14 protein-coding genes and 5 pseudogenes are annotated in these 24419 nt (G+C 63.3%); 7 read left to right on the forward strand and 12 right to left on the reverse strand.

Annotated features, from left to right (window positions below):
- Positions 1-61: 61 nt before the first annotated feature.
- The 3 genes from ADT71_RS17110 to ADT71_RS35070 all read right to left on the reverse strand — a co-directional run bounded on the left by ADT71_RS17110 (position 62) and on the right by ADT71_RS35070 (position 3760).
- Positions 62-1792, reverse strand: a complete 1731-nt coding sequence (locus ADT71_RS17110) for a class I adenylate-forming enzyme family protein (RefSeq protein ID WP_054438749.1) — start codon at positions 1790-1792, stop codon at positions 62-64.
- A 280-nt stretch (positions 1793-2072) separates the two neighbouring features.
- The gene (locus ADT71_RS17115; protein WP_255351662.1) at positions 2073-3455 is read right to left on the reverse strand and encodes an FAD-binding protein; all 1383 of its coding nucleotides are present in this window, start codon (positions 3453-3455) and stop codon (positions 2073-2075) included.
- Positions 3365-3760, reverse strand: a complete 396-nt coding sequence (locus ADT71_RS35070; RefSeq protein ID WP_255351663.1) for an FAD-binding protein — start codon at positions 3758-3760, stop codon at positions 3365-3367. Before ADT71_RS35070 ends, ADT71_RS17115 begins: the two co-directional genes overlap by 91 nt.
- A gap of 219 nt (positions 3761-3979) precedes the next feature.
- On the opposite strand from ADT71_RS35070, the gene ADT71_RS17120 reads away from it, so the two are divergent.
- The gene (locus ADT71_RS17120; RefSeq protein WP_054438750.1) at positions 3980-4786 is read left to right on the forward strand and encodes an enoyl-CoA hydratase/isomerase family protein; all 807 of its coding nucleotides are present in this window, start codon (positions 3980-3982) and stop codon (positions 4784-4786) included.
- 86 nt (positions 4787-4872) lie between these two features.
- On the opposite strand, the gene ADT71_RS17125 is transcribed toward ADT71_RS17120, so the two are convergent.
- From ADT71_RS17125 to ADT71_RS17135, 3 genes are all read right to left on the reverse strand, one after another.
- Complete coding sequence (locus ADT71_RS17125) at positions 4873-5211, reverse strand: DUF4286 family protein (protein WP_054438751.1); 339 nt, start codon at positions 5209-5211, stop codon at positions 4873-4875.
- 124 nt (positions 5212-5335) lie between these two features.
- Positions 5336-6388 carry a helix-turn-helix domain-containing protein gene (locus tag ADT71_RS17130; protein ID WP_054438753.1) on the reverse strand — a complete coding sequence of 351 codons (1053 nt, stop codon included), beginning with the start codon at positions 6386-6388 and terminating at the stop codon, positions 5336-5338.
- A gap of 177 nt (positions 6389-6565) precedes the next feature.
- The gene (locus ADT71_RS17135; protein WP_054438820.1) at positions 6566-7537 is read right to left on the reverse strand and encodes an enoyl-CoA hydratase/isomerase family protein; all 972 of its coding nucleotides are present in this window, start codon (positions 7535-7537) and stop codon (positions 6566-6568) included.
- A gap of 179 nt (positions 7538-7716) precedes the next feature.
- On the opposite strand from ADT71_RS17135, the gene ADT71_RS33905 reads away from it, so the two are divergent.
- A complete protein-coding gene (locus tag ADT71_RS33905) occupies positions 7717-8367 on the forward strand; it encodes an AraC family transcriptional regulator ligand-binding domain-containing protein (protein ID WP_231635968.1) in 651 nt (216 codons plus the stop codon).
- 17 nt (positions 8368-8384) lie between these two features.
- Entirely contained in the window at positions 8385-8771 is a 387-nt protein-coding gene (locus tag ADT71_RS33910) for a helix-turn-helix transcriptional regulator (RefSeq protein ID WP_231635969.1), read from the forward strand.
- 47 nt (positions 8772-8818) lie between these two features.
- Here the strand turns inward: ADT71_RS33910 and ADT71_RS17145 are convergent, their stop codons facing one another.
- The 3 genes and pseudogenes from ADT71_RS17145 to ADT71_RS17155 all read right to left on the reverse strand — a co-directional run bounded on the left by ADT71_RS17145 (position 8819) and on the right by ADT71_RS17155 (position 13548).
- Positions 8819-9529 (reverse strand): alpha/beta hydrolase, encoded by a 711-nt coding sequence (locus ADT71_RS17145; RefSeq protein WP_369818292.1) that lies wholly within the window; start codon positions 9527-9529, stop codon positions 8819-8821.
- Between the two features lie 450 nt (positions 9530-9979).
- On the reverse strand, positions 9980-12526 hold the full coding sequence (locus ADT71_RS17150) for a penicillin-binding protein 1A (protein WP_054438756.1): 2547 nt from the start codon (positions 12524-12526) through the stop codon (positions 9980-9982).
- A 90-nt stretch (positions 12527-12616) separates the two neighbouring features.
- A pseudogene (locus ADT71_RS17155) lies at positions 12617-13548 on the reverse strand (N-acetylmuramoyl-L-alanine amidase).
- Positions 13549-14141: 593 nt separating this feature from the next.
- Between ADT71_RS17155 and ADT71_RS17160 the strand changes: the two are divergent.
- The 4 genes and pseudogenes from ADT71_RS17160 (at position 14142) to zapE (ending at position 19587) form a co-directional block, all read left to right on the forward strand.
- Positions 14142-16927 (forward strand): annotated as a pseudogene (locus ADT71_RS17160) (ribonuclease E/G).
- A 275-nt stretch (positions 16928-17202) separates the two neighbouring features.
- Positions 17203-17981: pseudogene (locus ADT71_RS17165) on the forward strand (succinate dehydrogenase iron-sulfur subunit).
- Between the two features lie 35 nt (positions 17982-18016).
- Complete coding sequence (locus ADT71_RS17170; RefSeq protein ID WP_054438758.1) at positions 18017-18475, forward strand: PaaI family thioesterase; 459 nt, start codon at positions 18017-18019, stop codon at positions 18473-18475.
- Positions 18472-19587 carry a cell division protein ZapE gene (zapE, locus tag ADT71_RS17175; protein WP_054438760.1) on the forward strand — a complete coding sequence of 372 codons (1116 nt, stop codon included), beginning with the start codon at positions 18472-18474 and terminating at the stop codon, positions 19585-19587. The genes ADT71_RS17170 and zapE overlap by 4 nt, the downstream gene beginning before the upstream one ends.
- 379 nt (positions 19588-19966) lie before the next feature.
- Here zapE and ADT71_RS35820 read toward each other — a convergent pair.
- The 3 genes and pseudogenes from ADT71_RS35820 to ADT71_RS17185 all read right to left on the reverse strand — a co-directional run bounded on the left by ADT71_RS35820 (position 19967) and on the right by ADT71_RS17185 (position 24419).
- Positions 19967-20844 (reverse strand): annotated as a pseudogene (locus tag ADT71_RS35820) (EAL domain-containing protein).
- Positions 20751-22286, reverse strand: a complete 1536-nt coding sequence (locus ADT71_RS17180) for a CHASE2 domain-containing protein (RefSeq protein ID WP_231635972.1) — start codon at positions 22284-22286, stop codon at positions 20751-20753. The pseudogene ADT71_RS35820 and the gene ADT71_RS17180 overlap by 94 nt, the downstream one beginning before the upstream one ends.
- A 238-nt stretch (positions 22287-22524) precedes the next feature.
- Positions 22525-24419: pseudogene (locus tag ADT71_RS17185) on the reverse strand (XrtA/PEP-CTERM system amidotransferase).

Genomic DNA, 24419 nt, shown 5'->3' on the forward strand with positions numbered 1-24419 from the left:
TTGCTTGAGGGTGCGCCCCGCTGGGCGGGCTGAACCAGAGTTCAGTACGCCACGGACGTCATCACGCAAGAGTAGGCCGGACCGCCTCGGCGTTATCCGCGTCCAGCCGGGCAACCGCCATCGCGCGAACTTCGCTTGACTTCACTTTTTCACTGCCGGTGATGGCGTAATCCTCGTCCCGAAAGAACAACACCCGGCGCGGCACCTTGAAGCTGGCGATCTCTTCCTTGCACGAGGCGATGACGATCTGCTCATCCAGCAGCGCCCCATCTAGCGGGACGATGCAGGCGACCACCATTTCGCCCAGCAGGTCGTCAGGCACCCCAACCGTCTGGGTGCGTTTCACCCCCGGAATCCGGGCGATCACCTCGTCCACCTCGATCGGGGCGACATTTGCGCCTCCCGTCTTTATCATCTCGGTCAAGCGCCCCTCCCAGAAGAAGCGGCCTGCCTCGTCGACCCGACCTGCGTCTCCCGTGCAAAAGAAACCCTCGGCATCGAAGCACTCTTCAGGCGCCTTGCCGAGGTAGCCGGACATCAGCGTCGGCCCCTTGATGCACATCTCCCCGACCGTTCCCACGGGGACTGAACTGCCCGATATCGGCTCTACGATTTTTAGGAAATTGCCCGGCAAAGGCGTCCCGAACGATCCCTCCACCCGGCCTTCGGGAGCGTCGGCAACGAACGAGGTGCAGATCGTCATAGTCTCGGTACAGCCGAACGACATCGGCACTTCCCATTGGGTCGAAACGGTCGGGTGCTGCCAGATCAGCTCTCCGCGCGGCACATACTTCACGCTGGAAAGGTCTGCCCTGGCCCACTTCGGAGATGCCTGAAGCCGTGCCCACTGGTGCGGGCGGCCATTGAGAAACGTCACCCGCTCCCGCTCCGCCAGATCCAGCGCCTCGTCCGCATCGAACATCCGCTGGAGAACTATCGTCCCTCCGGTCGAGAACGCCGTCCCCACCACCATGGAAACATTGCCCGACCAGAAGAAGCCGTTCCCCGTCCAACTGCGCACGGGCTCATGCATCGCGAAGAGCCGCGGCCAGCGCCACCACTGCACGGCGAAGGCGCGCTGCGAATGGACAACGCCCTTGGGCAGGCTGGTGGTACCGGAGGAAAAGAAGATGCCGCCGGGATCGCTAGGGTGAACGCTGTCCGCCCGCTCCAGCACGAGCGCCTTTTCGATCCGCGCTCCATGGGAAAGAAACTCGTCCCATGTCTCGACCGCGCCCCCGGCAGCAACCGCCATCGGCTCGGCTTCGCCCTGAACCCCGCCGAGCGAAACGAGGCGCCTCAGATAGGGAAAGCGAACCGAAGCCAGCGCCCCTGGGCGCAATTTCGCAATCTCAGGGTCAAGCTCGTGCAACATGGTCCCGAAGTGCTTCCTGATGACCTGTTGCTCGAAAAGCAGCAACGAGACCTGCGATGCGCGGACAAGATGGTCCAGTTCCTGCGCCGTCGAAAAGGTGCTCAGCGCCACCGGCACTCCGCCCGCCAGCGCGGTGCCGAACAGGCTGGAAAGAAACTCGGGCCGGTTGGTCATCAGGATGCCGACACGCTCACCCTTGCCGATCCCGCAACCCACCAATGCACGGGCCACTTCCACCGCGCGCGTCAGCAGGTCGTCGTAGGTCCATGCAGTACGGTGATCGCCCTTGCGCAGCACCACGGCCTCTCGAGGGCCATAGCGCGCGGCGACCTCTCGCAAGTAGCCGGCGATCGTGTGAGCCCCCTGCCCCGGTTCTTCGGCAAGCGGCGGTCCGGCGACGACTGAAGGGCTGCTCATAGGTAAGGTTTCTCCCCGGACAGCACATTGCGTGCCTGACTTTCGCCATGCCTAGCAGGCCCTCCGGGAGGCTGGAACGTGCGGCTAGCCGGTTTGGTGCGGCAGTCACGCCCTTTCGCCGCTGGAGGCAATGCCATCGCCCAGGTGAACCGCAAGTGCGAAGTCACCGGCAGGAAAGCCTGACGGAAAGACCAGGCACGCAGCGCTCCCATTGGAACGCCGCGCGATGGGAACACAAAAAGGCAGCGCCTGCTATGAACCGGCCTTTCCGGGGCCCAGCTTAAACCTGATTCCCCAATCCAGCGGCGTGCTTCGCCGCGATCCAGCCGAACGTCATCGACGGACCGACACTGGCACCGGCACCCGGATATACCCGGCCCATAGGCGAGGCCGTGGCGACCCCGCAGGCATAAAGCCCCTCGATCGGAGTGCCATCCGCCTTGAGAACCCTGGAATCGCTATCGCACACGACGCCGCCATAAGTGCCGACATCGCCCGGAACGACCGGGATTGCATAGAATGGGCCCTTCTCGATGGTGCCCATGCAGGCGTTAGGGCCATCCTTGAAGAACGGATCACCGAGCCAGTTGTCATAGGCGCGAACGCCGCGGTGGAAGTCCTCGTCCCGTCCGCCGCGCACGAAGCCGTTCCAGCGCTCGACCGTGGCCTTGAGAGCGTCCTGCGGTACGCCGATCTCGGAGGCGAGCGCTTCCACACTGTCCGCTCTGCGCATCCAGCCGGATGAGAGCCAGTTCGCCATGTTCTTTTTCGCTGTCCCCTTACCGGCGACGGCATATTCATCCATGTATTGCTGATCCATGATCGCCCAGCTCGGAATTGCCGGAACGGAGCGGTTGCGAACCATCATGTTCTCGCAGAACTCCTCGTAGGAACCGCCTTCGTTCATGTAGCGCACGCCGGTCTGATCGACCTGGATGGCATGGGGCTTGCCGGTCGTGCTCTGGGTGCCGGGTTTCACATAATCCGTATCCCAACCCGGGGCTTCCGACATCTGGAAGCCGACCATCTGGTCCATTTGCGCAAGAACGGCCCCATGGCGTTCCAGTTCGGCGTGCATGTCGCCGGTATCGCTCTCGATGCCGTTCGACCATTCCTTGCGGGTCCCTGGCATGTACTTGTCGCGCATGGCCTGGTTCTGAGAGAAACCTCCCGCGTTCATGAGCACGCCGAGCCGCGCGCCCACGCGCCAGGGCTTTCCGTCCTTCCGCGTAAGCACGCCAACGGCGCGCCCGTCCTCCACGATCGTTTCATCTACAGGGCTGTCCGTGCGGATTTCAGCCGCATTCCTGTCCAGCACTGCCTTGAGCATACGGCCCTGCAGCGCCGCACCGGCCGTCACCCAATGCTTCCCGGTCAGTTTCCCGATCACGACCTTCACCGCGATCTTGAGGAGGATTTTCTTGATCGCCCACGAGTGCTTCGCGAAAGGCAGCTTCATGCCGTCATCGAGCTTCACCGGCACTTCCGCAAAGCCCTGCCGAAGTTTTCCTGCCCACTCCTTGCCCAGCACGTTCTTGTCGAAGGGCAAAGCCGTGACGGTACGGCTCGTCTTCATGCCTCCGGGAAGTTCGTCGTAATAATCGGGCCAGAACCGCGAACCCCGCTCCATGGCGACGCCTTGCCCGACGATGAAATCGAGCATCCGGGTCGCCTCGCGGGCATAGGTGCGGCGCGCTCGGAGCTTGTACCCGGGCTGTCTTCACCATCGGGCACGACCGCGTCGAGGTAGGTGCAGGCCTGCTCGAAGCTGTCCTCGCCCGGGTCCATGAAGCGGTTGTTGGGAATCCACATCACGCCGCCGGACTTGGCGGTGGTCCCGCCGACCCAAGGCGCCTTTTCGAGGATCAGAACCGACTTTCCCGCCTGCTTCATCAGCAGCGCCGAAGCCATGGAACCCGCACCGCTGCCCACGACCACCCAGTCGAAGCTCTCGTCGAACTGCGCCATCTTCGTTCTTTTCCTCTTCCCCGGCCCGCAGTCATGCTGCGCAAGCGTTCAGCGAGGTAGACCGGACTTGTAGCGCCTTGGCAAGGCGCGCAGGCCGGCCAGGCAGTTCGTGACCAAAGGTTTCGCCCCGGCGAAGGCTGTCCCTTCCGCGAAGTTCGAAGCTGCCTTGCCCGCCGCAAAGTCCTATGAGCGGAACAGAGAGAGGGAGACTGACCGAATATGAGCGAAACGCCGCCGCTGCCCCGTTTGGGCACTATCGCCTTGGCACGCGAAGGCCGCCTGCTGCGCATCACGCTTAACCGCCCCGAGGCGATGAACGCAGTGAACCTTCAGCTCCATGACGATCTGGCTGAAGCCATGTGGTTCGCCCAGGCCGATACGGGTTCCGACGTGATCCTGCTCACAGGAGCCGGCCGCGCCTTCTCCGCCGGGGGCGATCTCGACCATATCGAGCACAATGCCCGAAACCCCCATCTGTTCGATCATGAGGCCCGCGTCGCCAAGCGCATCGTTTCGACGCTGCTCGATATCGACAAGCCGGTGGTGTGCCGGATGAACGGCCATGCGGTCGGTCTCGGCGCGACGCTGGCGCTGCTCTGCGACGTGATCTTCGCCGCCGAGGGCGCGAAGATCGGCGATCCTCATGTCGGGCTCGGGCTGGTGGCGGGAGACGGCGGCGCGGTGATCTGGGCTCAACGCATCGGGCTGACGCGCGCCAAGGAATTCCTGCTGACCGGCGACCTGCTGACCGCAAGCCGCGCGGCGGAGATCGGCCTGGTGAATCACTGCGTTCCGGCGGACGAACTGGATGCGCGTGTCGATGCGTTCTGCGCAAAACTGCTCGGCGGCGCGATGGTCGCGATCCGTGCAACCAAGGTTCTCACCAATCTGGAACTGAAGCGGCTTGCCACCGCACTCATGGATGCCGGTATCGCCTACGAATCCGTGTCCGTCCGAAGTGCGGACCACCTCGAAGGCATACAGGCGCTGAAGGAAAAACGCGCGCCTCGTTTCATTGGACGTTAGCGTTCCCCCAAGGCTGCGATGTGAGACGGTACAGCCGGTCCCATCGCAGCCTTGGGGAACGCGCTAAGGGATAGCGGATCTGACGGTCACTCGGCCGGGACCACCCGGTCCCCCATTTCCGTGAACAGTGCCGTGTAGCATGTTCCGAAATCCTGCGCGTCGCTCTGAGTGAGTTCGCCGGCCGCGGTTGCCTTCCCGATCGCCCCGAGCAGTGCCATCGGATCGTCAGTCTCGATATCGTAGATCGCGAGATAGGGATTGCTGTCATTTCCGATCAGCCTGGCGACCAGTTCGTAGCGCTGGGCTCCGTGCATGCCGAACTTGTTGACCAGCTCAGGCAAGTGATTGTTATTGTACCAATCATGGTATTCGGCGTCTCGGCCAGCCTGCGGCGTGGTGAGTGCGATCAGTTTGTACTTGGGCACGGGTATCCTCCAGGAGTTTTCTCGGCCGCGAGCTTCCTTCACGGCGCACTGACGGCGCAAGGTTCTCCACACAGCACAGTACAGGCATCGCCTCGGCGTGAACCACGCCCCGAACGGCTACGATCTACTGGAGGAGCTGGCTTCCGCTCACGAGTTCGACGAAGGGTTCCTTGTCCGCCACGGCCGCGACACGATGCTGGCAGACCGCGAGTTCGGCTCCGCATTCCCCGCGATATTCGCGCGGATTGGCGCCGAATACGCGCTTGAACATACGGCTGAAATGAGCCGGGCTCTTAAAGCCCACGCCATAAGCAATCTCGCTGATCGAGATGTCTCGCGGATCGGACCTGCCGAGCCAGTCCCTCGCCTTGGTCAGGCGCTGCTCCCAGACCAGCTCAGAAAACGAGGTATCGCGCAGGCGCAGCAGAAACGAGAGATAGCGCGGCGAGATACCGCAACCTTTCGCAACCATGGCCGTCGAAAGCTGGGGATCGGAGAGATGCACCTCGATAAAACGCAGCACTTCCTCCAGCCTGCGATCGGCTATCGACTGACGCGCGGGCTGGAGTTGATCGAGCAGCCGCACGGCATTGGCCACGAGTGCTATCGCGGTCTCTACAAGAAGCCTCGCCGAGGATTCGCCCAGTTTCCCATCATCGGAAAAGACCTCGCCTAGCATGCGCTCGGCCATAGCCAGTTCGGGTGCTCCGGCCACCAGAACCAGGCCTGCGCCGAGATCCTGCGCGATATGGGAACGCAGCAGATGGGTCGGCACGGTGACATGCAGGACTTCGTGCGCGCCGTCACTGTCAGTGCGGCATTCGATGAGGAACGGCGACATCGAACGCGTTATCATCAGGTCGCCCGGACGTGCCAGTTTGCTTCCGCACTGGTCCGAAAATCCGAGTTCACCTTTGCGAACGAACCAGAGGATCGACAGGTCGGTGGCGTCCTCCCGGATATGTTGCCGGGACCGGCGGAACGAGAGGTTGCTGGCAGAACGCTGGCGGATGATCGACATAGCCCCCACCGCCTTTCGTTCCGAACGCACCTCTACATTTGGCGCATCCTCGACCCAGAAGTCTCCGCGATAATACTCCTGATCCCGGCTGCCACGGAACATGCGCTGGCCATCGCGGTAATTGCGTTTGTCTAGCGCGAACAAGGTTTCTGCCATGACCCTCTCCCTGGGTACGGAAACCGCGTGGTTCCCGGCTTGCGCCCCGGCCGATTCCCGTCGGTCTCGCGGCACGAGACGAAAGTATCACGACCACGCGGCATAACTCTACATTCGATGCGGAAGCATCTGCATTGCATGCATCCATTGACCTTGCATGCAGATCGAACCGCCAGATCAGCCCTCCCGGCCCTTCTTCGATAGCCGCCACTCAGGGGGATAATTGGTGTCGTGGTCCTTCACGACCTTGCCGATGCCCTGCTTGAACGTGCTGCCCTTGCCGAGATTGACGTCGTTCTCGCCATCGTCCTTCATCAGCGGCAACATGCCCTCGAGCCATCCCGTGAGCAGGCTTCCCATGTATTCGCCGCGGTACTGCTTGTAGGCTTCGATGAAGGTCTTTTGCGCAACGACCACGTCGGTAGGCCGGGTGATCGAGCAGGCATGGGCGTACTTGGCGGTCTCCGCCTCCAGCTTGTCGCGGGTAACCACCGAGTTCACAAAGTTGCAGTGGTGCATTTCGTCAGCCGTGAAGGGCCGGCCGGTGAAGAGCATCTCCGAGAACCTCCGCAAACCCACCATCTCCAGCCATTGCCACATCCGGGGGCCCCAGCCTGCGTAACGGAACGAAGGATGGCCAAACAGCGCGTCATCCGCGGAAACGATGATATCGGCGTCTGCGCACTGGTAGAAATGCCAGCCATAGCAGTAGCCCTTCGCCTCGATGATCGAGATCTTCTTGAACTCCTGGAGCGGGCGGTTCCCCGATCGCGCCTTGGCATAATAATCCGTGAGTCCATGGAGATAACGGAAGGACCCGGGCGGTGGGTACTTCACGTCCGGGTCCTCGATCTCGAGATCGGTCAGGAAACCGTCGCCCGGCCTGGGATTGAGATAGAGATCGCCGTGTTCGTCAAGGTCGCCGCCGCTGCCCAGATTATCGCCCGCCCCCCGGATAACCAGCACCTTGACGTCATCGTCGATGTTCGCCTGGAAGACCAGCTCGCCAAACCGCGCGCGCATACCGATCGTTGCCGTGTTGTGCTTGTCGATTCGGTTGAAAGTGATCGTCGCGATCTTGGTAGTCTTGTCCTTCTGGTAAAGAACGTGCTGCTCCGCGACCTTCTTGTGGTCGGCTATCGTTTTCATGCCTCTCTCCCGCGCCTCTTCCCGCGCCGCCTTGTCTGCGATCCACGGCTTTCCCGAGTGCTGCCACAGGCAAGCCGGGGGGTATTGGCAATAGGCGCGGGTTTCTCGATATTGGGTGCCGCCGCCCAGCGGCCCATCAGCGGCGAACATGCCCGGTGCGAGAGGAAGCGACCCTAAGGATGGAACCGGAACATAACAGCTTCTTCAGCCTGGACGGCCCGCTGGACGTGGCGCCGGGTGGAGGCCAGGTTCGCGCGGCCAACTTCGCGGGACTGGCCAATCTCGCCCGCAGCCACGGCCGCGACGCGCGCGGCATCGTCGAACGTCACGGCATGGAAGCGCGCGTCCTGATCGACCCGGAGAGCCTGGTGGCGCCGCAACAGGTGGCCGACACTTTCGAATACTGCAGCGCGATCTTCGACGATCCGCTGTTCGGCCTTCATTTCGCCTCCATGCAGGATCCCGAAGTCTTCGGTTGCGTGACCGCCCTGTGCCGTTCAGCCCCCACCGTTCGCGCCGGCATCCGCTGCCTCATCGATTTCCTTCCCGTGGTTCACGCGCCCGACTGTGAGGTGGTGTTGATCGAAGGGCGCGAGACCGCCGAACTGACATGGCTGGTCAACGCCGACATCGGCGTTAACGACCAGGCCAATTATCAGGCCGCGATGCTGAACCTGAAACTGCTCCAGGCGATCGGCGGTCCCGCCTTCAAACCAGCTGGGTCAGCCTTTCCGCCGATCCGCGCCAGAGCGACCTTCCTGAAATCGAGAAACTGCTCGGCTGCAAGGTCATGGGACAATCGAGCCGCAATTCCGTGGCATTCCCGGTAAGGGCACTGGAGCAACCTGTGCCGAGCGCCAACCGGCTGCTCTACAAACTGCTTGGCTCCTATCTGCAGCGCGTGAAATCGGCCCACAGCCCTTCCATCGTCGACAAGGTGAACAGCTATATCCGCGGATCGCTGGCATCCGGTGCCTGTTCGATCGAACGCTGCGCCGAAAAGACGGGAATGTCCGTCCGCACCCTGCAATCGCGGCTATCCGCCGAGAGCGTCCGATTCTCCGAACTGGTAGAGAAACAGCGCGAAAGCCTTGCGCGCGCGCATTTGTCCGACCGCCGGCTCTCGCTTGACGAAATCGCAGACCGGCTCGGCTACGGCGAACAGACGAGCTTCGGCCGCGCCTTCAAGCGGTGGACGGGGATGACACCGCAGCAGTTCCGCGCCGGCTGCTGAAAGACTGCCTGCAGCGCCCTGCCCGACGGACAGGGCGCCCGGTGAAACTACTTCCGTTCGGCCTCGATCTCGTCAAGCGTCGTCCTGGCGAGTTTCAGGAAGTTCAGGGTATCGACCTGCGCCGAAGGAATGTCCTTACGGAAAGTGGCGAAGCCGTGGACGAGGCCCTTGCCTTCGTAGTAAGTCGTTGGAACGCCTGCCGCGATAAGCTTGCCCGCATAGGCGCGCCCCTGATCCCGCAACGGATCGAGACCGGCCGTCACCAGCACGGTCGGCGGCAATCCGGCCAGATCGCCAAGCAATGGCGACGTCCGCAAGCTTTTCGGATCGGCGGCATAGTGCTGACGGAAATAGACCGTAACGCTGTCATCAAGACCATAGCCCGTGCCGAACTGGCGAAGTGACGGATACTCGTTCACGAAATCCGCGGCAGGGTAGATCGGCAACTGCATGATGACCGGAACTGCCGCCGGCTTGTCGCGCAGCGCCGCCGCAACGATCAGGGTCAGGTTCCCGCCGGCGCTGTCTCCGCTCAGGACCAGGCCGGTGACGCCGAGACCAAGCGCCTTGCCGTTACCCGCGATCCAGCGCGCAGCCGCCTCGCCATCGTCCGGTGCCGCGGGCCAGGGATGTTCGGGAGCGAGCCTGTACTCCACCGAAACAACGGGCAGATCCAGTTGGCGCGAGATTTCGGCTGCCAGAGCCGCATGGGTCTCCACGCTGCCCAATACGAAGCCGCCGCCGTGATAGAACACCACGACCGGTCCGGGCCCGCGATCGCGCGAACGTCGAACACCCGTAGCGCCATCGCACCGCCCGGCCCCGGCATCTCGAATTTTCGATCAACCGCAAGATTGCCGACCGGAAGATCGCGAGACGGCATTGCCGAAGGCGGCAACTTGCGAATTTGGGCGATTGTTTCGGCGGTCAACGGAGGCAGCGGCTGTGCACTGGAAGCCCTGAGATAAGCCGCCACATCGGGGCGGACATAAGGCGCCGCCTGCGTCATGCTGACTGCAGCATCCTTCGCCGCGAGGTGGGCCGGTGCGGCCAGTGTCATGAAAACAGAAAGCAACAGCCCCGATCGGCAGGCACGATTCTTCGAATCGGTCATGAAATGCATCCTCTCCTCCCCTGTAGGGAGGGCTGTTTTACGTATGCATTTCACGCTTGGCGAGCGGGAGACTACTGCGTCCCCCACTCCTGCATCAATAAACGCCGCCCTGTTGCTCGGCAAAGTCCTGCGCCTCACCAGCGGCGGCGGCGGCCGAGGCCTGCCGTGCTTCCTGGGCACCGCGAATTTCGGAAACCAGCGCATCGCGGCGACGGGCGAACTCGTCTTCCGGCGTGTACTGCCGCGGCTCCGTATCGGGCTTGAAAGCTTCCCAGATGACCGCGGCCTTGGGATCGTTGCCAGGCTCGACACCCATGACCTGCTTGCCGGTCACCCGATCGATGCGCACCATCCTGATCCCCGCCGGAGCGACGAAAGGCTGCACGCCCCACCTTGCCCTCGTGGCCTGGACGACCTGCTTGAAGATCGGCGCCGCAATCCGTCCGCCTTGCGCGTATCCGCCAAGCGAACGCGGGGAATCGTAGCCGAGATAGACGCCGCCGACATAGTCCTGCGTCCCGCCCACGAACCACACGTCCGTCGGGCCGTTGGTCGTACCTGTCTTGCCGAACATCGGCATGTTGAGATCGCGCAGGGTAACGGCCGTGCCGCGGGTAACGACACCCTCAAGCATGTGGACCACCTGATAGGCAGTGCCGGCATCGATCACCTGCTTGCCCTTGCGGTCTATGCGCGGCATCGGTTTGCCGTCCCACTCGGCCATATTGCAGGTATCGCAGCGCCGGTTGTCGGCCTTCCAGATCACCTTGCCGTTGCGATCCTGCACATAGTCGACCACCGAGGAACCGAACTGGACACCGTTGTTAGCGAGCGCCGAATAAGCGTTGACCATGCGTGACACAGTTGTCTCGCCAGCGCCCAGCGCGAACGAAAGGTACGGCTTGTATTCGCCGATACCCACCGTCTTGAAAGTCTTGACTACGCGCGACATCCCGGTGTCGTTGGCAATGCGTACCGTCATCAGGTTTCGCGACTGCTCAAGGCCCCAGCGCATCGTGTGGCTGCCGCTTCCGCCTGCTCCGCCAAAGTTGCGGAAGCATTTGTCACCCAGTCCCGCACCCTGATAGACACAGAATGTTCCATCGAGGACCTGCGTGGCGGGCGTCATCCCGTATTGGAGACCGGTCGCATAGACGAAAGGCTTGATCGTCGAACCCGGCTGGCGCTCGGCCTGGATGGCGCGGTTGAAGGCATCGAGCCCCGAATCGAAACCGCCCTGCATCGCCATCACACGGCCGGTCGCCGGCTGTTCGATAACCATCCCGCCGGACACTTCGGGAATCGTGCGGACCGCATAAGTGCCTGAAGAAACAGGCGCAGCCGCCACGAGATCCCCTGTCTTGGCAAGGTCCGGCACATTGGTGAGCGCGGCGATGTTACCGTCCGAGAACCCGATGCGCCCGGTCGAACCGCTGCGATCGAGGATCACGCCGATGCGCCAATCCTTGTAGTCGATCGTCTTGTTGGAGACGATCAACTGGGTCTGCCAAGAGTCCAGGTCGTTGATATGGGCAATCGGGTGCGCCCAGGCGCGGTTGCCCTGATAGCGCAGGAGACCGGCACGAAGGCCGTCCCGCACCGCGTCCTGCATCTGCGTATCAAGGGAGGTGCGAACCCAGAGCCCGCCTGCATAGACGCTGTTCGGCCCATCCTCGGCCTTTTCGCCATACTGGTCGATCAGACGGCGGCGGACTTCCTCGATGAAGTAGCCATTGCCGGTCGGATAGGTTTCCGCGCGCCGAGGAATGAGGCCGAGCGGCTGAGACTTGGCGGCTTCGGCATCGGCGCGGCTGGCCCAGCCATTCTCGACCATCTGGCCGAGCACCCAGTTGCGGCGCTCGATCGCCATGCCTTCATATTGCTTGCGACCGTAGCGCTCCGGCGCCTTGGGCAGGATCGCCAGGAATGCCACTTCGTGAAGCTGGAGCTGATCGACGTCCTTGCCGAAGTAGGCGCGTGCCGCAGCCTGAACGCCGAAGCTCTGCCGCCCGAGGGGAATCTCGTTAAGGTAGAGTTCGAGGATCTGCTGCTTGGTCAACACGCCTTCGATGCGGCGGGCGACGACCATTTCCTTGAGCTTGCGGGTGACCGAATATTCGTCACCGATCAGGATGTTCTTGGCGACCTGCTGGGTGATCGTCGAACCGCCCCGGGCCCGTCCGCCGGTGCCGAGCTTGGAAGCATAGTCCACCACCGCCCCCGCCAGACCGGTCACATCGACACCGCCGTGCGTCCAGAAGGTCTTGTCCTCGGCCGAGAGGAAAGCATCCACCAGCGGCCTGGGAAAATCGACATATCGCAGCTGAACGCGCCGCTCACGGGCGTAACTGTAAACGATCTCGCCATCGATCCCGCGAACCATGGTCGGCAGCGGCGGCTGGTATTCGAGCAGCTTGTTGGCGTCGGGAAGGTCATGCGTGAAACCTACCCAAAGGCCACCTAGAACGACCAGACCGGCACCTGCGACGTAGCTTAGGCGCCGCAGCCCCTTGCGTTCGCGCCAAGCCCTGCCCAAGCCTGAAAAACGGCCTGCAAATCGCCCGCCAGCTCCACGACGGATGCGGTAATGGGCGTCCTCGGGCGGCTGTTCGGAGCCGTTCTCGATGATCTCGTCGGTCATTGCGAGTGCCCTCTAGCACGCCCCTTTCGCGCAAGGCCAGACGCGCCGCGCTCTTTTCGTCGCAGTGCCCGTCCTGCCTGCGCCCGCGGCTCAGCCACCACCGTTCCTTGCGAAGTACGCGCGGATCGCGCGGGCAGCGGCATCGGCGAGCGCCTGTTGACCGGCCCGCGAAGTCAGAACCTGAGCATCGCCCTGATTGTTGATATATCCCGTTTCGAACAGGATCGAGGGGATGTCCGGCGCCTTGAGCACGGCCAGAGCCGCCGTCTCCACCTGTTCCCGGTGGAGCCCGAGACCTGCCGCGCGCAGTTCGCGCAGCACCAGTTCGCCCGCCTGCGTGGACCCCGCCTGGGTTCCGCGCTGCGACAGGTCGAGCAGGATCGCGCCGACGCTCTGGCTGGTCTGCGAAAGAGCGACGCCGTTCACTCGTCCGGCCTCGTTCTCCCGCGCGGCAAAACGCTCGGCCGCCTCGCTCGACCCTTTTTCCGACAATACATAGATGCTCGCGCCGCGCGCCGAATCGCTGTCCGCGCTATCCGCATGGACGAAACGAAAAGATCAGCCCCAAGTCGGCGCGCCATATCGGGCCGGTCCGGCAGGGAAATAAAGCGGTCGGTATCGCGCGTCAGCGCTACCCTCACCCCGCCGCCCTCGACCAGACGATTGCGCAGCATCAGCGCGATCCGCAGCGCAACCGCCTTTTCCTTGACCTCGCCCTGCCCGGCTCCGGGATCGAAGCCCCCGTGCCCTGCATCGATAACGACCAGCGGCCGGCTCGAATCCGCAGGACCGTCGACGCGCGGCAGGTCGACCGGCGTGCCTGCCGCGGGCATGTCGAAACGAACGACGTAATCGAGATCGCGCGGAGAAACGAAGAAACGCGGTCCCACAACCGCCAAAGCGATCGCCAGCGCCAGGGGCGCGGAAAGGATCATGACCAGCTGGATGCTGCGCGACATGGAGTTTTGACTAGGATCGCATGATCGCCCCCGCAATACTGCCGATCTGCCCTTTTCCCCCATTTTTACGCCTCGAACCGCAATCCCGGCAGTGATCCTGCATGGCGTTCGGCAATGAACTTGCCCTGCGGGACCATGGGAACTTGCCGTGCCGGGCCATGGATGCTAGGCCAATTCGACCCGGGGCTCGGAAGCTTTCGGTCCTCACATGCCGGACAGACACCACACTGGATGGTGCCGGACAGGATCGGTCAAGCCAGAACCCGGCCGTCAAAGCCGGAAAATCCGTTCCGGAACCAACAGGTTGACGCGAGAGATGAGAAGCCAATTGCCGCTATGCCAGCCAGTCCCCGAAAGGGCGTGGGCGGTATCGCAGCAATTTTCCGCGTGTCCGAATTCGCCACGCGCACTTCCGCTCGCAGACACGCCGGCCATCCGCAAGGTTGCCGGCCCCTCCGCCGCCCTGACGGCGGCAGACACGAAAACAGTCGCACTCGGAGCGCTGGATTGCTCCGTTTCCACACTTACCCCCGCCCGCGTCGAGACGCGTCCTGCCGCATCCGGCAGACCCAAGGCTTTCGCAGCGGGCATCATCGAACAAACTCGCGCCACTTCGGCTGATCCGGCCGGAGCAGAGCGCGTCTGGAGAATACACAATGGCAACGCGCATGCTCATCGATGCGCGCCACCCGGAAGAAACGCGGGTGGCGGTACTCAAGGGAAATCGCATTGAAGAGTTCGATTTCGAATCAGCCGACAAGAAGCAGATAAAAGGCAACATCTACCTGGCGAAGGTCACCCGCGTGGAACCTTCGCTTCAGGCGGCCTTCGTCGATTTCGGCGGCAATCGTCACGGATTCCTCGCCTTCAGCGAAATTCATCCCGACTATTACCAGATCCCCAAGGAGGACCGCGAGGCCCTGCTGGCGGAAGAAGCCGCCCATGCCGAGGAAGAAGCCGCCCTGCGCGCTTCCGAAGGCGATGACGAGGACGAGGAAGGCGGCGAAGGCTACGACGACGGCGGCCTGACCGAGGTAGACACGTCCGAGAAGGACCATGTCGCCACGATCGAGGACGGCAACGTCGAGAACGGCTTCGACAATGCCGAGGACGGCGAGGAAGAATCCGCCGACGAAAGCAATGGCGAGGCATCGGGCCGTGGTCGCCGCGGCCGTGGTCGCCGGCAGGGCGGCCGCAACTCGGGCCGTTCGAAGGAAGCCGATGACCTGCGTGCCCGCCGCATGGCGCTGCGCCGCCGCTACAAGATCCAGGACGTCATCCACCGCCGCCAGGTGCTGCTGGTGCAGGTCGTCAAGGAGGAGCGCGGCAACAAGGGCGCGGCCCTCACCACTTACCTCAGCCTCGCGGGCCGCTACTGCGTGCTCATGCCGAATTCGAGCCATGGCGGCGGCATCAGCCGCAAGATCAGCTCGGCCTCGGACCGCAAGCGCCTGAAGTCGATTATCGCCGAGCTCGACCTGCCGCGCTCGATGGGCTGCATCGTCCGCACCGCCGGGCTCCAGCGCACCAAGACCGAAATCAAGCGTGACTTCGACTATCTCGCCCGCCTCTGGGACGAGCTGCGCGAAATGACGATGCGCTCGGCCGCGCCGGCGCTGATCCACTCGGACAGCGATCTCATCAAGCGCGCGATCCGCGACATCTACAACCGCGATATCGAGGAAGTGATCGTCGAGGGCGAGGAAGGCTATCGCGCGGCGAAGGACTTCATGAAGCTCCTGATGCCGAGCCACGGCCGCAAGGTTAAGCCCTATGCCGATCCGGTGCCGCTGTTCCAGCGCTTCGGCGCCGAGGACCAGCTGACCGCGATGTACGATCCGGTCGTGCAGCTTCGCTCGGGCGGCTACATCGTCATCAACCCGACCGAAGCTCTGGTTTCGATCGACATCAACTCGGGCCGCGCCACCAAGGAGCACGGCATCGAGCAGACGGCGGTCGCCACCAACCTCGAAGCCGCGCAGGAAATCGCGCGCCAGCTTCGCCTGCGCGACATGGCCGGCCTTGTCGTCATCGACTTCATCGACATGGAGTACGGCTCCAACGTCCGCAAGGTCGAGAAGGCGGTCAAGGAAGCGCTCAAGAACGATCGCGCCCGCATCCAGGTCGGTCGCATTTCCAGCTTCGGCCTGATGGAAATGAGCCGCCAGCGCTGCGTACCGGCGTTCTGGAAGCGACCACCCGCTCCTGCCCCCACTGCGACGGCACCGGTCTCGTCCGCACCGCCAGCTCGGCAGGCCTCTCGGCGCTGCGCCTCATCGAGGACGAAGCCGCCAAGGGCAAGGGCATCGTGGTTTCGCTCTTCGCGTCGACCGAAGCGGCGATCTACCTGCTCAACGCCAAGCGCACCGACCTCGCCGACATCGAGGACCGCTACGGCGTCAACGTCGAAGTGATCCCCGAGGGCGAGAACGAAGGCGCGAAGATGCGCGTCATCTCGTCGGGTCCACGCAACGAGTTCGTGCCCCGCTTCGATCCGATCGCCGAAGACGTCGAGGATGATTTCATCGACGAGGAAGAGGAAGAGCTCGAGGAAGAGAACGAGCGCGAGGAAGCGCGCGAGCGTGGTGACGACGGTGAAGGCGGTTCGCGCCGCAAGCGCCGCAAGCGCCGCCGTGGCCGTGGCCGCGATCGCCGCGACGAGCAGGGTTCGGACGAAACCTCCGAGGACGATGCCGAGGCAGAGACCGAAGAAGGCGAAGCCGAGAGCGACGCCGATGCCGACGCAACCGAAGAAGGCGCTGCGCCCGCAGCCGAGGGTGACGAATCGGATGCGCCGCGCAAGCGTCGCCGCCGTGGTGGCCGCCGCCGCCGTGGACGTCGTGGTGACGAAAACGGCGAGAACGGTTTCGCATCCGAAGCCGGTGACGAAGGCACCGAAGAAGGCACCGAAGCGGAAGCTCCTGCCGAAGTGGTCGCCGAAGTCGTCGTTGCGGCAGAGCCTGTCGTGACCGCGGAGGAAGCTCCGGCCAAGCCGAAGCGCAGCCGCCGCAAGAAGGCCGACACTGCAGAGGCAGTTGCCGAGGCTCCGGCCGAAGCCGCAGTCGAGCCAGTGGCCGCCGAAGCGGAGGAAGCTCCCGCCAAGCCGAAGCGCACCCGTCGCAAGAAGGCCGACACCGCAGAAGCGGAAGAGGCTCCGGCAGCAGCACCTGCCAAGACGGCGACCAAGGCGGCAAAGGCTCCGGCCAGGTCCCGTTCGGCTGCCAAGCCCGCCGAGGGCGAGGAAGCTGCTGAAAAGCCGAAGCGCACCCGTCGCAAGAAGGCCGATCCGGCAACCGAAGTCGCGGCCGCGGCAGAGGAACCGGCAGTAACCGCCCCGGCGAACGATGAGTACGCTGCTGAAGCCTCGAACGGCGAAGATGGCGACTCGGCCGAACAGGGCGGTCCGCGTCGCGGCTGGTGGCAGCGCACCTTCGGCAACTGACGAAGGCGTGCCGCGGGAAAGGACCTGAAAAGGTCTTTCCCAGGCCCAGGATCAAAGGCCTCGCACGGAAACGTGCGGGGCCTTTTTCCTGTGTTCGATGCAGCGGGAAGTCGGCCAGGATGCATTTCCGGCACGCCATCCGACCGACGATGCAAGCCATCGAAGGGCCGAAACCGCAATTCCACTGACACTGGCCCTTGCCCCGCGCGACTGAATCGCTAAGGGGACTTTCAGTCGCGGTTCATGCCGCAGTGCAAGATCACGGGGATTTCTTCATGGCGACCTTCACCCTCCCGGCCAACAGCAAGATCAAGAAGCAGGGCAACGTCCACAAGGCCGAGGGCGCCGCGCGCGTGAAGAAGTTCACCGTCTACCGCTACGACCCGGACTCGGGGCAGAACCCGCGCTACGACACGTTCGAGATCGATCTGACAATTGCGGCCCGATGGTTCTCGACGCGCTCATCAAGATGAAGAGCGAACAGGACCCCAGCCTGACGTTCCGCCGTTCGTGCCGCGAAGGCATCTGCGGTTCCTGCGCGATGAACCTCAACGGCAAGAACGGCCTCGCCTGCACGACCGCGATCGAGGACCTCAAGGGCGATATCCGCATCACCCCGCTGCCGCACATGGAAGTCATCAAGGACCTCGTCCCCGACTTCACGCATTTCTACGCGCAGTACGCCTCGATCCGCCCCTGGCTGCAGACGGTTTCGACCACGCCCGGCAAGGAGCGCCTGCAGAGCCCCGAACAGCGCGAAAAGCTGGACGGCCTCTACGAATGCATCCTGTGCGCCTGCTGCTCGACCTCCTGCCCGAGCTACTGGTGGAACTCCGACAAGTTCCTCGGCCCGGCGATCCTGCTCCAGGCCTATCGCTGGCTGGCCGACAGCCGCGACGAGATGACCGGCGAGCGCCTTGACGAGCTGGAAGATCCCTTCCGTCTCTATCGCTGCCACACCATCATGAACTGCGCCAACGTCTGCCCCAAGGGCCTGTCGCCGGCGCGCGCCATCGCCGAAATCAAGAAGATGCAGGCCGAGCGCCAGGTCTGAGCCTCCCGGCTCGATCACCGGCAAGCGAATCCGACGTGTCGTCCGATACAGCATTCATCCATGGGCCGGCTCCGGGGAACCCGGGCTGGCTTACCTGGAACCTTGAAGACGACACCCGCTTCAATGCGGTGGGCCTCGGCCCGATGATCATCAGGCGCGAAGGCGAGCGTAGTGCCCGCGTCCGCCTGATCGATCTCGAAACGCGCCACAGCAACATGCACGGCAACGTGCATGGCGGCGTCACCCTTGCCTTCATCGACGTTGCCATGTTCGCGACGATGTTCTGCGTCCTGGGCGCCGAAGTCACGGGCTCCGTTACGCTCGACCTCCACAACCAGTTTATCGGTGCCGGCCGCATCGGCGCGCCGCTGGACGTGGTATGCGAAGTCATGCGCGAAACCGGCCGCCTCGTGTTCCTTCGCGGAACCGCCGAACAGGGTGACAACCTCGTGTCGAGCTTCGTCGGCACCCTGCGCAAGCCGAGCCTGCGATGACCGCGATGCTCGAACGCTACGAGGCTCTGGTAGCCACCGGCGAACTGCGCTCCGACCCCGAGCAGGCGGCCGCGGCGGAACGGCTCAACCAGCTTCAGCGCGAAGTCTACAAGGCGCAGACATCCACCGGCTTCCTCGGCAAGCTGCTCGGCAAGAAAGCCCCTCCCCCGCGCGGTCTCTACATGTGGGGCGGTGTGGGGCGCGGCAAGTCGATGCTGATGGACCTGTTCCACCAGACCCTCGACATCGAGGAAAAGCGCAGAATCCACTTCCATGCCTTCATGCTGGAAGTCCATGCGCTGCTGCGCGAGGAACGCCGCAAGGAAAGCGGCGATCCGATCCCGCCGGTGGCCGCCACTATCGCGCGCAACGTCAAGGTCCTGGCCTTCGACGAAATGGTCGTGAACAATTCCGCCGACGCCATGATCATGAGCCGGCTGTTCACCCTTCTCATCCTCGACGAGGGCGTGACGATCGTCACCACGTCGAACCGCGCCCCCAAGGACCTCTACAAGAACGGCCTCAACCGCGAGCACTTCCTGCCCTTCATCGCGCTGATCGAGAAGGAACTGGACGTTCTGACACTCAATGGCCCGACCGACTACCGCCTGCACCGCCTCGGCGGCATGGCGACCTGGCACTACCCGCTGGGAGAGCCGGCGACGGAGCAGGTTCGAGAGGCATTCTACCGCCTGACCGACTATCCTCCAGAGGACAGCGACCACGTTCCCTCGGCTGAGCTAGACGTCGGCGGCGGGCGCATGCTGCACGTACCCAAGAGCCTCAAGGGCGTTGGCGTGTTCAGCTTCAAGCGCCTGTGCGGCGAAGCGCGCGGCGCGGCGGACTATCTTGCAATCGCACGCGCCTATCACACCGTCATTCTGGTGGGCATACCCCGGATGGGGCCGGATCGCCGGAACGAGGCCGCGCGCTTCGTGACGCTGATCGATGCGCTTTACGAGAACAAGGTGAAGCTGATCGCGGCGGCGGATGCCTCGCCTGAGGAACTTTACGCAGCGGGCGATGGCCACTTCGAATTCGAGCGCACGGTAAGCCGTCTCAACGAGATGCAGAGCGCCGATTACCTCGCCATGGGCCACGGCGAAGACTGAAAAGTTAACGATTTGCGAATCAGTCGTTAATGGAAATGTGCTTGAGGGCGCTCTTCCGTTAACGGATTTGCACGCCTGCGCTTCAGCACCCAGCCCCAGACCCAGCCCTCGCAAGGCAATAAAAAACGCCCGATTTCCAATAGTGGAAAGGGCGTGGCTGGCGGCCGTATCAGTGGCCTTATCTATCAATTTTTAGCGGATTTCCGCCAATTTTTCTAGAATTCGGAAGGAGTATATGCGGCGTTTCGAAGAAGAGTTCCACGAAACGCGCATACGATTTGGTGATTAGCGGCCGTAGCTGCCCCAGTACCAGCTGTACATATCATTACCCCATGTGAACCGCCGCTATTTTGCGGCTGCCGACATGGATAACAACAGGTTAAGAAGTCATCAAGACTTTTTTAACCAGTTCGTCTGGGCTCCCTCCCCACGATTTGCGTGAGCAATCCCGGAATGGTACGGGCCGGCTGACATAGTACCCCTGAATGGCGTCGCACCGCATGGTCCGCAGGATGTCGAGTGCGGCCTGAGTCTCCACACCCTCGGCCACGACGACCCGGTCCTGTGAATGCGCCATCTCGATGATCGACTGGACGAGCAGGAGGTCTTCCTTGTTTCCTTCCATCGCCTGGATGAACACCTTGTCGATCTTGACCTCGGTGGCAGGCAGATAACGCAGGTAGTCGATCGTCGCGTTCCCGGTGCCGAAATCGTCAATCGACAGCTGGACGCCGGACTGGACAAGCTTCTGGAGCATCTGGAACGTGCGCGAGCTGCGGTCGAGACGATCCGTCTCAGTGATCTCCAGGATCAGCTTGTCTGCAGGCAGGCCGTAAGTTTCCAGGATTTCGGCGATCAGGCCGGGCAAGCCGGGATTACGCAGCAACTGAGCCGAAATGTTGACCGACATGGTCATGTCGAAACGTTGCGCCGCAGTTCGACGGCGGAACGCACGGCATCGTCGATGACAAAGCGCGTGATGCGCTCGATCCGGTGGAACTCCTCGGCGATGCGGATGAACTTGTCCGGACTGATCGGACCGCGCTCCGGGTGAGTCCAGCGCACCAGCGCCTCGGCCCCGGTCACGCGGTTGCTCGCCACGTCGAGCTTGGGCTGATAGGCCACCCAGACCTCGCCGTTGTCGATGGCGCGATCGAGCTGGGTCAGCAGCGAGATTTCCCACTGCGCCTCATGCTTGCGGCTGTCGAACTTGTAGACCAGTTCGTCGTTGCGCACGGCCTCCTCGGCTGACTGCATCGCACTGGCGACGCGGCTGGATACCGGGCGATCGAATTCCGAATCGATACCGCAGTTGAACGAGAGATCGATGTCGAGCCCGCCGACCTGGATGCCGTTCTGCACGATCCGGTGGAGGCCTTCGAGGTTTTCGAACAGATCGAAAGTGCTGCGGATCGTGGAGAGCCACATGAACATCCCGCCCTCGTGGTAAACCACGACTTCGCTGTCGCTGATGCGGATGCGACGAACGATCTCGTTCGCGACTTGCGCCTCCACGTGTTCGGCGAAGCTGCCGATGATCGCGCCGTAATTGCGGATCTGAAGTGCCACGAGGATCGGCTCGAAACCGCGTCGTACTTGCGCAGCACCTGCACGCTGGGAAGGCCCGAGCCCGAGTTTGTCTCTCCGGCGACTTCGACACGGTCGAGGTTGCGCATGCGGAACACAGCTACGGTGGCCATCGCGATGGCCGGGAATACATCCACCTGGACGCGGAAATGGTCCAGCATCAGCGGGAACAGGATAAGCACGACAACGAGGCCGCTGAAGCGATAGATATCCAGCACGCGCCCGCGCCCCACACCCGTCACGATGACGACCAGCGCCAGCAGGAACGGGGGAATCCATCCCAGGACGAACGGCACCCCGTCCTTCAGGGTCTCTGCCGCGATGGCGTGGAAGTAGCCGCCGGGAACATAACCCTGCATCGGCAGCGTATGGACGTCGTGGAACACCTCGGCGCTCGGCGCGATGATGATGTCCCTGCCGCGCACCGATTTCGGATCGAAGCGGCCCATCAGCACATCGACATAGCTTGCTGTCGGGATCGTCTTGTAATCGATCGAATAGTCCGGCTTGTAGACCGAGGACGTGCCTTCCTGCACGTCGGCGATCTTCGCCGAAAGGCTCGGGATGACACCGATCGGACTGTCGGACGCGAACGGGAAGCTCGTGCTGAGATTGAACGGATGGTCCAGCGCCAGCAGCGAAACCGCGCCGGCATCCTTCCTCAATCCCCGCGAAGGAATGACCGAGGCGTAATTGCCCATCGCGCCGTCCTTGCTGGGCATCGCGCCCAGGAAAACCCGTCCGCGATATTTGGCGAAAGTCGCAAGGAGTTCGTCGCGGCCGACGGTTTTCTCGTGATCGTTCAGGAAGCGGTCGAAGAAGACCCGCTTCGCGCCGGCATCCATCAGATTGCGGATTACCTGGGCGTCGTTCGCACGCGAAACGTCGAGGACCTCGAGTTCCTCAAGCGTCTTTCCGTCCTGCAGGACCATGACGATCTCGCCCTTGGAGGGGTGCATGCGAAGCCAGGTCCGGCCATTGACCAGAATGTCCTCCAGAGGGAGGCCTGCGCCGGTAACGCCCAGAAACACGCCGGTCAGCACCGCCCAGAAGACGATCCTGAATCTGGCGCTTTTCCAGACTTTAGCGGCCCGCGCGCCGAGGTCAGACATGATGGCCTCGCAAACTCATCCCCTCTTCGTCCCTTCGCAGGATACGGCCTCCCTCCACGGAAAGCGTCCGCATTTCAATCATGTACTGGCGACCTGCTATGTTCATGCACGTCCTGCGAATGACGTTTCGATGCCGGGTTAGAGCAAAGGTCCTAAGAATAGGTTAGGTTAACAAGGCTTCACGATCGAATTCGCGTAAACCTGCTAGCCCGCATTCAAGCCGGGCGCAGCGGCGAAATCAGGCGATACCCAGACGGGTGAGCGACTTGTCGAGCATGAGCAATTGCCAAAGGAGGCGAGAATGATCCGCCCTCCCGGCGATATGTTCCTCCACCACGCCCGTCAGCCGCGCTCCATCCAGCCACCCGGTGCGGGCCAGCGCCGCACCCGAGGCGATCTCCCGCGCGGATTGCGCAAGCGGTCCCCGGAACCACTGGGCGATCGGCGTGACGAAACCCTGCTTGGGGCGGTAGAGAATCTGGTCGGGCAGGAACCGCCGCATCGTGCGCTTCATCAGCCACTTGCCCTGCCCCCCGCGCACGCGCATCGATTCGGGCAGGCTTGCCGCGAATTCGATCAGGCGGTGATCGAGCAGCGGCTCTCGCGCTTCAAGGCTGACCGCCATGCTGGTGCGGTCCACCTTGGTGAGGATGTCGCCCGGTAGCCAGTGCTTCAGATCGGCGTACTGCGCACGGTCCAGCCCCGAACGGGCGGGTGCACCGCGCATCAGTTCCAGCAGGCCATGTTCCGCACGGTAATCGCCGCGCAGTTTTCGAAAATCGCCGGAGTAGAGCCCATCCCTCAGTTCGGGCGGGGTGAAGCCGATGGAACGGGCGTATCCCTCTGCGCTGTCCCCCTCGAGGGAGAGCAGCGTGGACCTGGCGCGCAACGGACGCGGCGCCCAATCCGCCTTGGGATAAATCGCCCCCAGTGCACCGAACACCGGCCCCCGGATCGCCTGCGGCAAGAGGCTGCGAACGCGGTCCTCGCCATGCTGGAACACGTGACGCCGATAGCCCGCGAACGCCTCGTCCGCACCATCGCCGGACAAGGCCACCGTCACCGATTCGCGGGCGAGTTGGCAAACCCGCAAGGTCGGCAGGGCGGAAGCATCGGCAAAGGGCTCGTCGAACATCGCCGCTAGCTGGTCGATCGCTTCGAAATCGTCGGGAGACACCTGCCGCGCCCGGTGGTCGGTCGCGAACTGCCGCGCGATCTGCGTGGCGTAACCGGTCTCGTCTAGTGCGGCGACGTCGAAGCCGATCGAGCAGGTCTTCACCGGCTGCGTGCTCTTTTCCGCCATCAGCGCGACGACACTGGAACTATCCACCCCGCCCGACAGGAACGCGCCGAGCGGCACGTCCGCCACCATGCGAGAGGATACGGCCTCGCGCATGAGGTGGAGCAGTTCCGCTTCGAGATCGTCGACCTTGCCCTTGCGCCTTTCGGCGAAAGACACGTTCCACCACTGCGCGGGCCGGGGCATCGGCGCGCCGTGCCGCAGCAGCAGCGAATGACCCGCCGGAAGCTTCGTCACGCCCTTGAGAATGGAACGGGTGTCGGGGACATAACCCCACGCCAGATAGTCCTCGATCGCGAGCGGATCGATATCGCGGCGCAGCAGCGGGTGAGCGAGCAATGCCTTGAGTTCGGACCCGAAAGCGAGGCTCCCGTCGCTCAGCGGCGCAAGGAACAGCGGCTTCACGCCCAGGCGGTCCCGTGCGAGGAACAGGGTGCGGGCTTCGAGATCGTAGATCGCGAAAGCGAACATGCCGTGTAGCCGCGAGACGCAATCGGGGCCCCAGCGCTGCCATGCGGCAAGGATCACCTCGCTGTCGCCGTCGGTGCGGAATTCGCCCCGCTCTCGCGCAGTTCGCGCCGCAGTTCGCGGTAGTTGTAGATTTCGCCGTTGAACACCAGCATCGCGCGGCCGTCGGGCGAGGGCATCGGCTGCGGCGATCCGGCAAGGTCGATGATCGAAAGCCGCCGGTGCCCCAGCGCCACGCCGGGCGCGGTCCAGACACCCTGCCCGTCCGGCCCGCGATGGATCATGGCATCGCACATGGCCGCCACCCGCTGGGGATCGACGGGCTTCGGCGTCTCGAGATGGTAAATACCGGCGATGCCACACAT

Origin of the sequence: Novosphingobium sp. ST904, assembly GCF_001298105.1 — a bacterium.
Classification (GTDB): Bacteria; Pseudomonadota; Alphaproteobacteria; order Sphingomonadales; family Sphingomonadaceae; genus Novosphingobium.